The organism is Klebsiella sp. K5-306 (assembly GCF_051835185.1).
Taxonomy (GTDB): domain Bacteria; phylum Pseudomonadota; class Gammaproteobacteria; order Enterobacterales; family Enterobacteriaceae; genus Klebsiella; species Klebsiella oxytoca.
The window spans coordinates 365935-380999 of record NZ_JAIFJY010000002.1; the positions used below are offsets into that span (position 1 = coordinate 365935).

Below are 15065 nucleotides of genomic sequence, written 5' to 3' on the forward strand. Positions count from 1 at the left end.
CCGGGCTACCGGCCCGCAGCCAGCTGATGATTGCGGAATTAGCTCTCTTTTGTGGGTTTTACCGCCGGCAGGGCGCGATGCATCGGCACCGGCAGCCAGGCGCGAATTAATAATCCGCCGCGTTCGCTGGAGCCAAGTTCCAGCTTGCCGTTATGGTTATCGATGATGCGCTGAACGATAGCCAGCCCAAGGCCGGTTCCGCTAATCGTTCGGGCGCTGTCACCGCGAACGAAAGGCTGGAACAGATGTTCGCGCTGCTCCGGCTTGATTCCCGGTCCATCGTCTTCGACCTGGAACCAGGCCCGGTTACCTTCGCTGCCGCTGCTGACCTTGATCCAGCCGTTGCCGTAGCGGGCGGCGTTGACCACCATATTCGCCAGCGCGCGCTTGATGGAGAGCGGATGCACGCGCAGCGGGATCTCTCCCGGCTGCAGATCGGTAGCGATTTCCCGCTCATAGCCGCTCTCCGCCGCAATCACTTCGCCCAGCACCGCATTCAGGTCCACCAGCTCCACCGGCATCTCCTGACCGGTGCGCAGATAGTCGATAAACTGCTCGATAATGGCGTTGCACTCTTCGATATCTTTATTAATCGACTCGGCGAGGTAGCCGTCCTCTTCGCCCATCATTTCCGTCGCCAGACGGATACGCGTGAGCGGAGTCCGTAAATCGTGGCTCACCCCGGCCATCAGCAGCGTACGGTCGTCCGCCAGTTGCTTAACGCCTGCGGCCATATGGTTAAAGGCACGTGTCACCGAACGCACCTCTGATGCGCCGTATTCGCGCAGCGGTGGAGGGATAATCCCTCGCCCGACCTGCAGCGCGGCGTGCTCCAGATCGACCAGCGGTCGATTCTGTATACGAATAAAGAGCCAGGCGCCGCCAATCGCCAGCAGCATGATCGCCAGGGTGTAGCGGAACAGCGGCGAGAAGTCGCCCTGGTGGATTTCGGTCAGCGGTACGCGCACCCAGATATTGGGGGAAAGCCAGGTTTTCAGCCACACCACGGGGGAGCTTTTGTTGACCTCAACCCGCACTTCGGTCGGCCCGCCGAGCTGGTGCGCCATCTGCTGGCTTAAGAATTCATAATGCTGCGCCCAGCGCAGGCCTGCGTCTTCCGCCGCTTCGTTGGAATAGAGCGAAATGCCCAGCTCGCGGTAAATTTCGCGGCGAAACGCCGGCGGAACCACCAGCTGGGTGCCGTCTTCCAGCTGCAGTTTATCGGTCATCAGCATACGCACTTCGTAGGCCAGAACCTTATTAAACTGCTGGAGACTGGGCAGGATCGCGAAATTCAGCACCACTAAATAGGTCGTCACCAGGCTGGCGAACAGCAGGGTGACGATCAGTAGCAGGGTACGGGCAAACGAGCTTCGCGGCGAAAAGCGCACGCGTTTCATGCCTTAGAGCCGTCCGGGACGAAAACGTAGCCCAGGCCCCATACGGTCTGGATATAGCGAGGATGCGCAGGATCTTCTTCCACCATGCGGCGCAGGCGTGAGATTTGTACGTCGATGGAACGCTCCATGGCTGAATACTCACGGCCGCGGGCGAGGTTCATCAGCTTATCGCGGGACAGCGGTTCGCGCGGATGGCTCACCAGCGCTTTTAGCACCGCGAATTCACCGCTGGTCAGCGGCATGGGTTCATCTTCACGGAACATTTCGCGGGTGCCGAGGTTCAGCTTGAATTTACCAAAGGCGATAACCGCCTCTTCCTGCGAGGGCGCGCCCGGCAGTTCGTTGGCCTGACGGCGCAGCACGGCGCGGATACGGGCCAGCAGCTCGCGCGGGTTGAACGGTTTTGGGATATAGTCGTCGGCGCCGATTTCCAGGCCCACGATTCGGTCAACTTCTTCCCCTTTCGCCGTGACCATGATGATCGGCATCGGGTTGCTCTGACTGCGCAGGCGGCGGCAAATGGACAAGCCATCTTCGCCCGGCAGCATAAGATCCAGCACCATCAGGTGGAAGGATTCGCGGGTCAGCAGGCGATCCATCTGTTCAGCGTTCGCCACGCTACGAACCTGGAAGCCCTGCTCGGTCAGATAACGTTCGAGTAGCGCACGCAGGCGCATGTCGTCATCGACAACCAGAATCTTATAATTCTCTTGCATTGTTTATACTCCCAAAGGTTCACTGCAATTGTCAGTACGTATTCTCAAAAAAGCCCGGGTCGCCCACCAGCGAAATCTGGTATATATTCCAGGCTAAATTGTTACAAAGCATATTTAACAGCAGCTTAAGTATACATTTAAGCATAAGACGCATTATTTATCCTGTTGCTATTATGACGCGCGACGAATTGTGCGCAGCATTGCACAAAGATTTGTAATCAGGAGCCGTAACCTTCGATGAAAACGCCGCTGATCACCCGTGAAGGGTATGAAAAACTGAAGAAAGAGATGGATACCCTGTGGCGCGAAGAACGTCCGGAAGTCACTAAAAAAGTGACCTGGGCGGCGAGCCTTGGCGACCGCAGCGAAAACGCCGACTATCAGTACAATAAAAAGCGCCTGCGTGAAATCGACCGCCGGGTGCGCTATCTGACCAAATGCCTCGAACAGCTGAAAATCGTCGATTATTCGCCGCAGCAGGAAGGAAAGGTCTTTTTCGGCGCCTGGGTAGAGATTGAAAACGATGCGGGCGAGACGAAGCGCTTTCGGATTGTCGGCTACGATGAAATCTTTGGCCGCAATGACTACATCTCCATTGATTCGCCAATGGCGCGCGCGCTGCTGAAAAAAGAGGTCGGCGATTTAGCTATCGTTAACACGCCCGCGGGCGAGGCTGCCTGGTACGTGAACGAAATTGAATACGTCAAAGCTAAATAGGTGCGGAACATTCCGAGAGGCTTGGGTCGCGGCTGGCATTTTAGCGTGCCAGTCCGTATAACTATCCCCCTGATTTTTGATCCTAAAGATGAATTAAACCGATGATGAATGATTCGCTCTGCCGCATTATTGCGGGTGAACTTCAGGCCAGGGCTGAACAGGTAGAAGCTGCCGTTCGCCTGCTTGATGAAGGGAATACCGTGCCGTTTATCGCACGCTATCGTAAAGAAGTCACCGGCGGTCTGGATGACACGCAGCTGCGTAATCTGGAAACCCGCCTGGGTTACCTGCGAGAACTCGAAGACCGTCGTCAGGCGATCCTGAAGTCCATCGGCGAGCAGGGCAAGCTGACCGAGGCGCTGGAAAAAGCCATCAACGGGACGCTGAGTAAGACCGAGCTCGAAGACCTCTATCTGCCGTACAAGCCGAAGCGCCGCACTCGCGGGCAGATCGCCATTGAGGCCGGGCTGGAGCCGCTGGCCGAGCTGCTGTGGAACGAGCCCTCTCATGACCCGGAAACCGAAGCTGCCAAATATATCGACGCTGATAAAGGCATCGCGGACAGCAAAGCGGCCCTCGATGGCGCGCGCTATATTCTGATGGAGCGCTTTGCTGAAGATGCGGGCCTGCTGGCGAAAGTGCGCGACTATCTGTGGAAAAACGCCCATCTGGTGGCCACCGTCGTTAGCGGCAAAGAAGAGGAAGGTGCGAAATTCCGCGACTACTTCGATCACCATGAACCGATCTCCACCGTGCCGTCGCACCGCGCGCTGGCGATGTTCCGCGGCCGTAACGAAGGCGTGCTGCAGCTCTCTTTGAACGCTGACCCGCAGTTCGATGAGCCGCCGAAAGAGAGCCACGGCGAGCAGATTATTATCAACCATCTCGGCCTGCGCCTGAATAACGCTCCGGCCGACGGCTGGCGTAAGGGCGTGGTGAGCTGGACGTGGCGTATCAAGGTGTTGATGCACCTGGAAACCGAGCTGATGGGCACCGTGCGCGAACGCGCGGAAGACGAAGCCATTAACGTCTTTGCCCGCAACCTGCACGACCTGCTGATGGCCGCGCCGGCCGGACTACGCGCCACCATGGGGCTCGATCCTGGCCTGCGCACCGGCGTAAAAGTCGCCGTCGTTGACGGCACCGGCAAACTGGTGGCTACCGATACCATCTACCCGCATACCGGACAGGCCGCCAAAGCGGCGGTAGCGGTTGCCGCACTGTGCGAAAAGTACAACGTTGAGCTGGTAGCGATAGGCAACGGTACCGCTTCGCGTGAAACCGAGCGCTTCTTCCTCGACGTCCAGAAGCAGTTCCCGAAAGTGACCGCACAGAAGGTCATCGTCAGCGAAGCGGGCGCATCCGTGTATTCTGCCTCCGAGCTGGCGGCGCAGGAGTTCCCGGACCTCGACGTTTCCCTGCGCGGCGCGGTCTCTATCGCCCGCCGGCTCCAGGACCCGTTGGCCGAACTGGTGAAGATCGACCCGAAATCCATCGGCGTCGGCCAGTATCAGCATGACGTCAGCCAGACCCAGCTGGCGCGTAAGCTGGACGCGGTGGTGGAAGACTGCGTGAACGCCGTTGGCGTCGATCTGAATACCGCCTCCGTTCCGCTGCTCACCCGCGTTGCCGGCCTGACCCGCATGATGGCGCAGAATATCGTCTCCTGGCGCGATGAGAACGGTCAGTTCCAGAACCGCCAGCAGCTTCTGAAGGTTAGCCGTCTGGGGCCGAAGGCCTTTGAACAGTGCGCGGGCTTCCTGCGTATCAACCATGGCGATAACCCGCTGGATGCCTCAACCGTGCACCCGGAAGCGTACCCGGTGGTGGAGCGCATTCTGGCGGCGACTCAGCAGGCGCTGAAAGATTTGATGGGCAACAGCAGCGAGCTACGTCATCTAAAAGCCGTTGATTTTACTGATGAGAAATTCGGCGTGCCGACGGTCACCGACATCATCAAAGAGCTGGAAAAACCGGGCCGCGACCCGCGCCCGGAGTTTAAAACCGCCCAGTTTGCCGATGGCGTAGAAACGATGAACGACCTGCTGCCGGGGATGATCCTCGAAGGCGCGGTGACCAACGTCACCAACTTCGGCGCGTTTGTTGATATCGGCGTTCACCAGGACGGCCTGGTGCATATCTCTTCCCTTTCGAACAAGTTCGTTGAAGACCCGCATACGGTGGTGAAAGCGGGGGATATCGTGAAGGTCAAAGTGATGGAAGTTGATCTGCCGCGCAAGCGTATAGCGCTGACGATGCGTCTGGATGAACAGCCCGGCGACAGCAACGCGCGCCGCGGCGGTGGGAACGATCGCCCTCATGGCAACCGCCCGGCGGCGAAGGCTGCTAAACCTCGCGGTCGTGAGACGCAGCCTGCGGGCAACAGCGCGATGATGGACGCGCTGGCGGCGGCGATGGGTAAAAAACGCTAAACTCTCCGGCCCCTTTTGTCGAGGGGCCGCATTTCTTCCGGCATTAGCCATATTGTGCAAACAAGCATCAGTATTTTCTTATAACGTCGTAATAAGCGCGAAATGCGGACGGTGAGATTATTATTTTCATTTCGTTAACTATCGAAACCTTAATTAAACATTTGGTCATTAAGAATTATTATTATTTCGACGCCTGTTACAAAATAGAGTTTGCTCAATATCAACAAAAGCTCAATCTCCTGTTTAAAAAAACAATCGACCGCATTATATGTATTGATGATAAAAACTATTCTCATTATCATTATTTGCATTGAATGTTTTTTATTCTTCGTTGGCTACGGTCCCTTGCGCCGCATCTTCGGCGCGTACGGAAAACTCTTTTTCAGTTGGCGATACACAAGTAGGTCCTATGCAATTCACACCTGATAGTGCGTGGAAAATCATTGGTTTCTCCCGCGATATTAGTCCGGCGTATCGGCAGAAACTGCTGTCCCTCGGAATGCTGCCGGGTTCATCTTTTAATGTGGTTCGCGTGGCGCCGCTCGGCGACCCTATCCATATTGAAACCCGACGCGTGAGCCTGGTATTACGTAAAAAGGATCTTGCGTTAATTGAGCTGGAAGCGGTTGCACAATAATGCCTGACCGGCACTAAGAGCATGAATATGAAAAAATTAACCCTTGGTTTAATTGGTAATCCTAATTCCGGTAAGACTACCCTGTTTAACCAGCTCACCGGTGCGCGCCAGCGCGTTGGTAACTGGGCGGGGGTGACCGTTGAGCGTAAAGAGGGGGGCTTCAACACCACCGATCATCAGGTCACGCTGGTGGATCTTCCGGGCACCTATTCGCTAACCACTATCTCCTCACAAACCTCGCTGGATGAGCAGATTGCCTGCCACTATATTCTCAGCGGCGACGCCGACATGCTGATTAACGTGGTCGATGCGTCCAATCTGGAACGTAACCTCTATCTGACGCTGCAGCTGCTGGAGCTGGGCATCCCCTGCGTCGTCGCGCTGAACATGCTCGATATCGCGGAAAAACAGAACATCCGTATCGATGTCGACGCGCTGGCCGCCCGCCTCGGGTGCCCGGTTATCCCGCTGGTTTCCACCCGCGGACGCGGTATTGAAGCCCTGAAAATGGCGATCGATCGCCATCAGCAAAATCAGCCTGTAGAACTGGTGCACTATCCGCAGCCGCTGCTGCGCGAAGCGGACAAGCTGGCGCAGGTGATGTCCGGGGAGATCCCGCAGCGCCAGCGTCGGTGGCTGGGCTTACAGATGCTTGAAGGCGATATTTACAGCCGCGCCTACGCCGGTGATGCCGCCCATAAGCTGGACGTGGCCCTGGCGCACCTGAGCGAAGAGCTGGATGACCCCGCGCTGCATATCGCCGATGCCCGTTACCAAAGCATTGCTGCTATTTGCGATGCGGTCAGTAACACGCTTACCGCCGAGCCCAGCCGCTTTACCGCAGCGATGGATAAAGTCATCCTCAACCGTTTTCTCGGACTGCCGGTCTTCCTGTTCGTTATGTATCTGATGTTCTTACTGGCGATCAATATCGGCGGCGCGTTGCAGCCCATTTTCGACGCCGGTTCCGTGGCGATCTTTATCCACGGCATTCAGTGGATTGGCTATACCCTGCATTTCCCGGACTGGCTGACCGTTTTCCTCGCCCAGGGGATTGGCGGGGGGATCAATACCGTGCTGCCGCTGGTGCCGCAAATCGGCATGATGTATCTGTTCCTCTCCTTCCTTGAAGATTCCGGCTATATGGCGCGGGCGGCGTTTGTGATGGACCGCCTGATGCAGGCGCTGGGGTTGCCGGGGAAATCCTTCGTGCCGTTAATCGTGGGTTTTGGCTGTAACGTTCCTTCGGTGATGGGCGCGCGTACGCTTGATGCGCCGCGCGAGCGTCTGATGACCATTATGATGGCGCCGTTTATGTCCTGCGGCGCGCGGCTGGCGATTTTTGCCGTCTTTGCCGCCGCCTTTTTCGGCCAGAATGGCGCGCTGGCGGTCTTCTCGCTGTACGTGCTGGGTATCGTGATGGCGATTGCCACCGGTCTTATGCTGAAGCATACCATTATGCGCGGCGAAGCTTCGCCGTTCGTCATGGAGCTGCCGGTGTACCACGTTCCGCACGTGAAGAGCCTGATTATTCAGACCTGGCAGCGCCTGAAAGGCTTCGTGCTGCGCGCGGGTAAAGTGATCGTTATCGTTAGTATCTTCCTCAGCGCGCTGAACAGCTTCTCGCTGAGCGGTAAGATTGTCGATAACATCAACGACTCGGCGCTGGCGTCGGTCAGCCGGGTGATTACCCCGGTGTTTAAACCGATTGGCGTACATGAGGATAACTGGCAGGCGACCGTCGGACTGTTCACCGGCGCGATGGCCAAGGAAGTGGTGGTAGGGACGCTGAACACCCTCTACACCGCCGAAGATATCCAGAACGAAGAGTTCAATCCGCAGACGTTTAGCCTCGGCGATGAGCTGCTGGCTGCAGTGGACGAGACCTGGCAGAGCCTGAAAGATACGTTCAGCCTGAGCGTGCTGGCCAACCCCATCGAAGCCAGTAAAGGCGACGGCGAAATGGAAACCGGTGCGATGGGCGTGATGGGAAGCAAATTCGGCAGCGCTGCGGCGGCGTATAGCTACCTGATTTTCGTCCTGCTCTATATTCCCTGCATCTCGGTTATGGGGGCGATTGCCCGCGAGTCGAGCCGCGGCTGGATGATGTTCTCCGTCCTGTGGGGGCTGAATATCGCTTATTCGCTCTCTACGCTGTACTACCAGACCGTCAGCTTTAGCCAGCATCCGCGCTACAGCCTGGTATGCATTCTGGCGGTGGTGCTGTTCAATATCGTGGTCTTTGGCCTGCTGCGCAGAGCGCGTAGCCGGGTGGACGTTTCGCTGCTGGCGACGCGCAAAACGCCGTCTTCCTGCTGCCAGAGTCCTGCTGGCGATTGCCACTAAGGAGCGATGATGGCGTCGTTAATTGAAGTTCGCGATATGCTCGCCCTGCAGGGAAGGATGGAAGCAAAGCAGATCAGCGCCCGCCTGCGTGCGCCGCAGCCGTTAATCGACGCCATGCTGGGCCGCCTGGAAGCAATGGGTAAAGCGGTGAAAACCACCGAAGATGCCGATGGCTGCCTCTCCGGCAGCTGTAAAAGCTGCCCGGAAGGCAAGGCCTGCCTGCGGGAGTGGTGGTCGCTGCGCTGAGATGTTTTCCGGTGTTTTTTCCGGAGGCGATGCTGCGCATCTGTCCGGGCTACGAGTTTGTGCGGTTTTGGGTTTGGTAGCCCGGACAGGCGCAACGCGCCGCCTCCGGGGAAGCCTCTGCGCCCTCGGGTGCAAGCGGGTCGTGAGACCCGCTTTCTGGCTTACTTGTAGACGTCCGCGTTAGCGTGAACCGTTTTTTCGTTCTTCTCGCCGGCAATTACCACGAAATAAGTGCCGCCCAGCTCATCCGCTTTTTTCGACAGATCGCGCTTTGCATCCATCGGAGAGGTTGTTCTTGAGGTCGTAATGGAACCGATTTTAGTCAGGTTCATCTTAGCCACTTCGTCTTTTTGGATCTCCTTGGCGGCGAACGCGCCAAAGGACAGGGAGCCAATCACCAGAGATGCAACAATTCCTGTAACAAGTTTCATAGCCTCTACTCTCCATTAGGTTGTTTTTTTAGGTCGCGGGTCCGGCGTGAAATAGTCAACCTCCGCAACAACCTAAGTATTGCTGCACCCTGCGTTTTTACCACGTCCCGCTAAAAATATTTACTGACCTCACGCTTCAGTTCGACCAGTTGAGCGCAAAACGCCTGCGGATGCGAAATGAACGGCGCATGGGCGGCTTTATCAAAGACGAACGACGTGCTGCCGGGCCACATGGCGTCGAGAATCGGGACGATTTTACGCGGTACCAGGCCATCCAGCCGACCGTACAGGCGCAAAAACGGCATTTTGAGGGTAGATAACGGCTGGCGTAAGTCGGCGGTTTTGAGGATCTCCAGCCCGCCGTTTAAGACTTCCGATGATGGCATCGGTAGCGACAGCACCGCGCTTTTCAGCATTCTCGCATCCTGGCGTGCGCTCTCGGTACCCATGGTTTGCAGCGCCAGAAAGCGTTCGACGGTGCGTTGAAAATCTTCGCTCAGCTGCTGCTGGAATCCGCTCAGCACTTCGGGCTTGATGCCAGGCCAGCTGTCGTGAGCGCTAAAACAGGGGGAAGAAGCCACGGTAACCAGCGCCTGCACGCGATCGGGATGGGATAATGCTACCTGACTTGCTACCAGCCCGCCGAGGCTCCAGCCTAGCCAGATAGCGCGCTCCGGCGCTTTCTCCAGCACCCGCTGCGCCATCTCTTCCAGCGACAGAGCGCCAAAGCCGCCGCTGCGGCCGTAGCCAGGAAGATCGACGAGGTGCAGCGTAAAATGCGAGCGCAGCTGCGGCGTGATGCAATCCCACACCTGGGCATTCAGCCCCCATCCGTGCAGCAGCACAAGATGACAATTTCCTTCGCCCATGGTCTGCCACTCGATCGCGTTCATCAGTTACTGTTCTCTTTCCACCAATATGAGGGGAAATATGCTAACAGCACACAGCTTATGCTGGCTATGCCAAATGCCGCTGGCCATCGCCCGCTGGGGGATCTGTTCGCGATGCGCGTCGGCGCTGCTGGCCTGCGAACCGCTATGCCCTCAGTGCGGACTGCCGGCCCAGTCAAACACGCTGCCCTGCGGACGCTGCTTGCAAAAACCGCCGCCGTGGCAGCGGCTGGTAACGGTTAATGACTATCGACCGCCGCTGAGCGGCCTGATTCACCAGCTGAAATTCAATAAGCGGCCCGAGCTGGCGCCCGCTCTGGCGCGTCTGCTGCTGCTGCGCATACGTCACAGCCCGGACCTTCCTCATCCGGACCGGATAATTAGCGTGCCGCTCTGGCAGCGCCGCCAGTGGAGGAGAGGGTTTAATCAGAGCGACCTGCTGTGCCGACCGCTATCCCGTTGGCTGGGCTGCGCCTGGCGTAGCGATGCGCTGACCCGCAGACGCCGCACCGCCACTCAGCATCAGCTCAGCGCCAGATTGCGCAAACAGAACCTGAAAAACGCCTTCCAGCTTGAATTGTCGCTACAGGGGCACCATATCGCCATTGTGGATGATGTCGTCACAACCGGAAGCACCGTCGCTGAGATATCCCGCCTGCTTTTGCGAAACGGCGCCGCGACGGTTCAGGTATGGTGTATATGCCGTACCTTGTAGACCCCTGCTGATGGGCGTATAATAACCCAGTAAAATAGTCAACTATTAGGCCAACGCTATGATCCGTATTTCCGATGCTGCACAAGCGCACTTTGCCAAACTGCTGGCAAATCAGGAAGAAGGGACACAAATTCGCGTATTTGTGATCAATCCCGGCACCCCTAACGCCGAGTGCGGCGTGTCCTACTGCCCACCGGATGCGGTGGAAGATTCCGATACTGCGCTGAAATTTGAGCAGCTCACCGCCTACGTCGATGAGCTTAGCGCGCCGTACCTGGAAGACGCTGAAATCGATTTTGTTACTGACCAGCTGGGCTCCCAGCTGACGCTGAAAGCGCCCAACGCCAAAATGCGCAAAGTTTCTGACGATGCCCCGCTGATGGAGCGCGTCGAGTATCTGCTGCAGTCGCAGATTAACCCGCAGCTGGCCGGCCACGGCGGGCGCGTCACGCTGATGGAAATCACCGATGATGGCCTGGCGATTCTGCAGTTTGGCGGCGGCTGTAACGGCTGTTCGATGGTCGACGTAACGCTGAAAGAAGGGATCGAGAAACAGATGTTGAACGAGTTCCCGGAACTGAAAGGCGTACGCGATCTCACCGAGCACCAGCGCGGCGAGCACTCTTACTACTGATTCCCCGCCCGGCAGCTTTCCGCTGCCGGGCAACTCTCTTCATGTTACCGCGCAACATTCCCCGCTAAGCGACCCGCCAGAAACCCGGGAAAGAGTATGACTTAAGTCTCATATTTGAAATTTTCACCGCCCAGGTGATTCTCAAACTCGTCATGTTACCCGTATCATTCGCATCAGGCGCCACAGATAAAAAAATAGCCAGCTATCCTTTCTCTGGGTAAGGATAAAGCCAGCTTCTACGGCGTCAGACATTTTTTGTTCCGGTCGGGACGGATGAAGTCAATGTTGAAACTATGACGTTACCCATAACAAATTAAGGCCAGGTAAATCATGCCATTAGTCATCGTTGCTATCGGGGTTGCCCTGTTATTGTTGCTGATGATCCGTTTCAAGCTTAACGGGTTTATCGCTCTGGTTCTGGTGGCGCTTGCCGTCGGGCTTATGCAGGGTATGCCGCTGGATAAAGTTATCGTATCCATCAAAAACGGCGTTGGGGGAACCCTCGGCAGCCTCGCGCTGATCATGGGCTTCGGCGCGATGCTCGGAAAAATGCTGGCGGACTGCGGCGGTGCGCAGCGTATCGCCACCACGCTGATTGCCAAATTTGGTAAAAAACATATTCAATGGGCGGTCGTGCTGACCGGCTTTACCGTCGGCTTTGCGCTGTTCTATGAAGTCGGCTTTGTACTGATGCTGCCGCTGGTCTTTACCATCGCTGCTTCCGCCGGTATTCCGCTACTCTATATCGGCGTACCGATGGCGGCTGCGCTCTCAGTCACGCACGGATTCCTGCCTCCGCATCCGGGCCCGACCGCGATTGCTACTATTTTCCATGCCGACATGGGTAAGACCCTGCTGTTCGGTACGATTCTGGCGATTCCGACGGTTATTCTTGCGGGACCGGTTTACGCACGTTTCCTGAAAGGCATCGATAAGCCGATTCCGGAAGGCCTGCACAACCCGAAGACGTTCACTGAAGAAGAGATGCCGGGTTTTGGCGTCAGCGTCTGGACTTCTCTGGTGCCGGTGATTCTGATGGCCATGCGCGCCGTCGCCGAAATGGTGCTGCCGAAAGGCCACGCTTTCCTGCCGATTGCGGAATTCTTTGGCGACCCGGTGATGGCAACGCTGATCGCAGTGCTGATCGCCATGTTCACTTTCGGCCTCAACCGCGGTCGTTCCATGGAGCAGATTAACGATACGCTGACCTCCTCGATCAAAATTATCGCCATGATGCTGCTGATCATCGGCGGCGGCGGCGCCTTCAAGCAGGTGCTGGTCGATAGCGGCATGGATAAGTACATTGCGTCTATCATGCACGAATCCAATATGTCTCCGCTGTTTATGGCCTGGTCTATTGCTGCGGTACTGCGTATCGCGCTGGGTTCCGCCACCGTTGCGGCCATTACCGCGGGCGGTATCGCCGCGCCGCTGATCGCCACCACCGGCGTGAGCCCGGAACTGATGGTTATCGCCGTTGGCTCCGGTAGCGTTATCTTCTCTCACGTTAACGATCCGGGATTCTGGCTGTTTAAGGAATATTTCAACCTGACCATTGGCGAGACTATCAAGTCATGGTCGATGCTGGAAACCATCATCTCAGTGTGCGGTTTGATTGGCTGCCTGCTGTTGGGGATGGTGGTATAAGCTGGTCGTCAGTCTGAAACGAGCCGGGTCGCCGCGATGCGAACCCGGCTTTTTTTATGCGCAATGGCTACCACGGCCAGACTTATCGCAGTAATACCCGCCTGCGCGCGGCGCCTGACATTGAAATTCAGCAAACTATCCCCCATTCTAGATCTCATGCTATAGCGCCGGACGCGCGCTTCATTCACCCAATTCAACAGGACTGCGCATATGACCAATCCATTACTGACGCCTTTTTCGCTCCCGCCCTTTTCTGCAATCAAACCCGAGCACGTGGTCCCCGCGGTCACCAAAGCGCTGGATGATTGCCGGGCGGCGGTCGAACGCGCGGTGGCGCAAGGGGCGCCGTATACCTGGGAAAACCTTTGCCAGCCGCTGGCGGAAGTGGACGACGTGCTGGGGCGTATTTTTTCCCCGGTCAGCCACCTGAACTCGGTTAAAAACAGCCCTGAGCTGCGTGAAGCCTACGAACAAACTCTGCCGCTGCTCTCCGAATACAGCACCTGGGTTGGGCAACATGAAGGTCTGTACAAAGCGTACCGCGACCTGCGCGATGGCGACCATTACGCCACCCTGAATACCGCGCAGAAAAAAGCGGTGGATAACGCGCTACGTGATTTTGAACTCTCCGGTATTGGCCTGGCCAAAGAGCAGCAGAAACGCTACGGCGAAATCGCCGCACGCCTGTCTGAACTGGGCAATCAGTACAGTAACAACGTCCTCGATGCCACCATGGGCTGGACGAAGCTGATCGCCGATGAATCCGAGCTCTCCGGGATGCCGGAAAGCGCGCTTGCTGCGGCGAAAGCTCAGGCTGAAGCCAAAGAGCAGGAAGGGTATCTGTTGACCCTGGATATCCCGAGCTATCTGCCGGTAATGACCTACTGCGATAACCAGGCGCTGCGTGAAGAGCTGTATCGCGCCTATTCCACCCGCGCTTCTGACCAGGGGCCGAATGCCGGTAAGTGGGATAACAGTCCGGTAATGGCGGAAATCCTCGCCCTGCGCCACGAGCTGGCTCAGCTGTTGGGCTTCGACAGCTATGCCGATAAGTCGCTGGCGACCAAAATGGCGGAGAATCCGCAGCAGGTGCTCGACTTTCTGAGCGACCTGGCTAAACGCGCCCGTCCGCAGGGTGAGAAAGAACTGGCTCAGCTGCGCGCCTTCGCCAAAGCCGAATTCGGCGTGGATGAACTGCAGCCGTGGGATATCGCTTACTACAGCGAAAAACAGAAGCAACATCTTTACAGCATCAGCGATGAACAGCTGCGCCCGTACTTTCCGGAAAACAAAGCGGTTAACGGCCTGTTTGAAGTCGTTAAGCGTATTTACGGCATTACTGCGAAAGAGCGTACTGACGTCGACGTCTGGCATCCGGAAGTGCGCTTCTTTGAACTGTACGACGAAAATAACGAGCTGCGCGGCAGCTTCTACCTCGACCTTTACGCTCGCGAACATAAACGCGGCGGGGCGTGGATGGATGATTGCGTTGGCCAGATGCGCAAGCTTGACGGCACGCTACAAAAGCCGGTTGCCTATCTGACCTGTAACTTTAACCGTCCCGTCAGCGGCAAACCGGCGCTGTTTACCCACGATGAAGTGATCACGCTGTTCCACGAGTTTGGCCACGGTCTGCACCATATGCTGACCCGCATCGATACCGCCGGCGTTTCCGGTATCAGCGGGGTACCGTGGGATGCAGTCGAACTGCCGAGCCAGTTTATGGAAAACTGGTGCTGGGAGCCGGAAGCGCTGGCGTTTATCTCCGGCCACTACGAAACCGGCGAGCCGCTGCCGCAGGAGCTGCTGGAGAAAATGCTGGCCGCGAAGAACTATCAGGCGGCGATGTTTATTCTGCGTCAGCTGGAGTTCGGCCTGTTCGACTTCCGCCTGCATGCGGAATTTAGCCCGCAGCAGGGGGCGAAAATCCTCGAAACGCTGGCGGAAATCAAGCAGCAGGTCGCGTTGATTCCCGGGCCGTCCTGGGGCCGCTTCCCGCATGCCTTTAGCCACATTTTTGCCGGTGGATACGCGGCGGGCTACTACAGCTACCTGTGGGCCGATGTGCTGGCGGCGGATGCTTTCTCGCGCTTCGAAGAGGAGGGGATCTTCAATCGCGAAACCGGCCAGTCGTTCCTCGACAACATTCTTAGCCGCGGCGGTTCGGAAGAGCCAATGGTCCTGTTCAAACGCTTCCGCGGTCGCGAGCCGCAGTTGGACGCGATGCTTGAGCATTACGGTATTAAGAGTTAAT

Annotated in this window: 13 protein-coding genes; 9 read left to right on the top strand and 4 right to left on the bottom strand. The window is 57.1% G+C overall.

Annotated elements, in window-relative coordinates; translation table 11 throughout:
- Positions 1–38: 38 nt before the first annotated feature.
- A complete protein-coding gene (gene envZ / locus K2184_RS05430; RefSeq protein WP_004106678.1) occupies positions 39–1400 on the bottom strand; it encodes a two-component system sensor histidine kinase EnvZ in 1362 nt (453 codons plus the stop codon).
- Positions 1397–2116, bottom strand: coding sequence for an osmolarity response regulator transcription factor OmpR (ompR, locus tag K2184_RS05435; protein WP_001157751.1), 720 nt, complete (start codon positions 2114–2116; stop codon positions 1397–1399). The genes envZ and ompR overlap by 4 nt, the downstream gene beginning before the upstream one ends.
- Before the next feature lie 237 nt (positions 2117–2353).
- On the opposite strand from ompR, the gene greB reads away from it, so the two are divergent.
- From greB to feoC, 5 genes are all read left to right on the top strand, one after another.
- The gene (gene greB, locus K2184_RS05440; protein ID WP_004106676.1) at positions 2354–2833 is read left to right on the top strand and encodes a transcription elongation factor GreB; all 480 of its coding nucleotides are present in this window, start codon (positions 2354–2356) and stop codon (positions 2831–2833) included.
- Between the two features lie 101 nt (positions 2834–2934).
- Positions 2935–5265, top strand: coding sequence for a Tex family protein (locus tag K2184_RS05445; RefSeq protein WP_004106674.1), 2331 nt, complete (start codon positions 2935–2937; stop codon positions 5263–5265).
- Between the two features lie 409 nt (positions 5266–5674).
- Positions 5675–5902: a ferrous iron transporter A gene (feoA, locus tag K2184_RS05450; protein WP_004106673.1), complete on the top strand. Its 228-nt coding sequence runs from the start codon at positions 5675–5677 to the stop codon at positions 5900–5902.
- A gap of 27 nt (positions 5903–5929) precedes the next feature.
- Complete coding sequence (gene feoB / locus K2184_RS05455) at positions 5930–8248, top strand: Fe(2+) transporter permease subunit FeoB (protein WP_004106670.1); 2319 nt, start codon at positions 5930–5932, stop codon at positions 8246–8248.
- Positions 8249–8257: 9 nt separating this feature from the next.
- On the top strand, positions 8258–8494 hold the full coding sequence (feoC, locus tag K2184_RS05460; protein WP_004106668.1) for a [Fe-S]-dependent transcriptional repressor FeoC: 237 nt from the start codon (positions 8258–8260) through the stop codon (positions 8492–8494).
- Positions 8495–8655: 161 nt separating this feature from the next.
- On the opposite strand, the gene K2184_RS05465 is transcribed toward feoC, so the two are convergent.
- Positions 8656–8925, bottom strand: coding sequence for a YdgH/BhsA/McbA-like domain containing protein (locus tag K2184_RS05465; RefSeq protein ID WP_004106665.1), 270 nt, complete (start codon positions 8923–8925; stop codon positions 8656–8658).
- A gap of 110 nt (positions 8926–9035) precedes the next feature.
- Positions 9036–9818 (bottom strand): pimeloyl-ACP methyl ester esterase BioH, encoded by a 783-nt coding sequence (gene bioH / locus K2184_RS05470; protein ID WP_049591484.1) that lies wholly within the window; start codon positions 9816–9818, stop codon positions 9036–9038.
- Positions 9819–9855: 37 nt separating this feature from the next.
- On the opposite strand from bioH, the gene gntX reads away from it, so the two are divergent.
- From gntX to prlC, 4 genes are all read left to right on the top strand, one after another.
- A complete protein-coding gene (gene gntX / locus K2184_RS05475; RefSeq protein WP_023321737.1) occupies positions 9856–10530 on the top strand; it encodes a DNA utilization protein GntX in 675 nt (224 codons plus the stop codon).
- 58 nt (positions 10531–10588) lie between these two features.
- Entirely contained in the window at positions 10589–11164 is a 576-nt protein-coding gene (nfuA, locus tag K2184_RS05480; protein WP_004106660.1) for a Fe-S biogenesis protein NfuA, read from the top strand.
- Positions 11165–11494: 330 nt separating this feature from the next.
- Complete coding sequence (gene gntT / locus K2184_RS05485) at positions 11495–12811, top strand: gluconate transporter (protein WP_004106658.1); 1317 nt, start codon at positions 11495–11497, stop codon at positions 12809–12811.
- Positions 12812–13021: 210 nt separating this feature from the next.
- The gene (gene prlC / locus K2184_RS05490) at positions 13022–15064 is read left to right on the top strand and encodes an oligopeptidase A (RefSeq protein WP_004106656.1); all 2043 of its coding nucleotides are present in this window, start codon (positions 13022–13024) and stop codon (positions 15062–15064) included.
- Position 15065 lies beyond the last annotated feature (1 nt).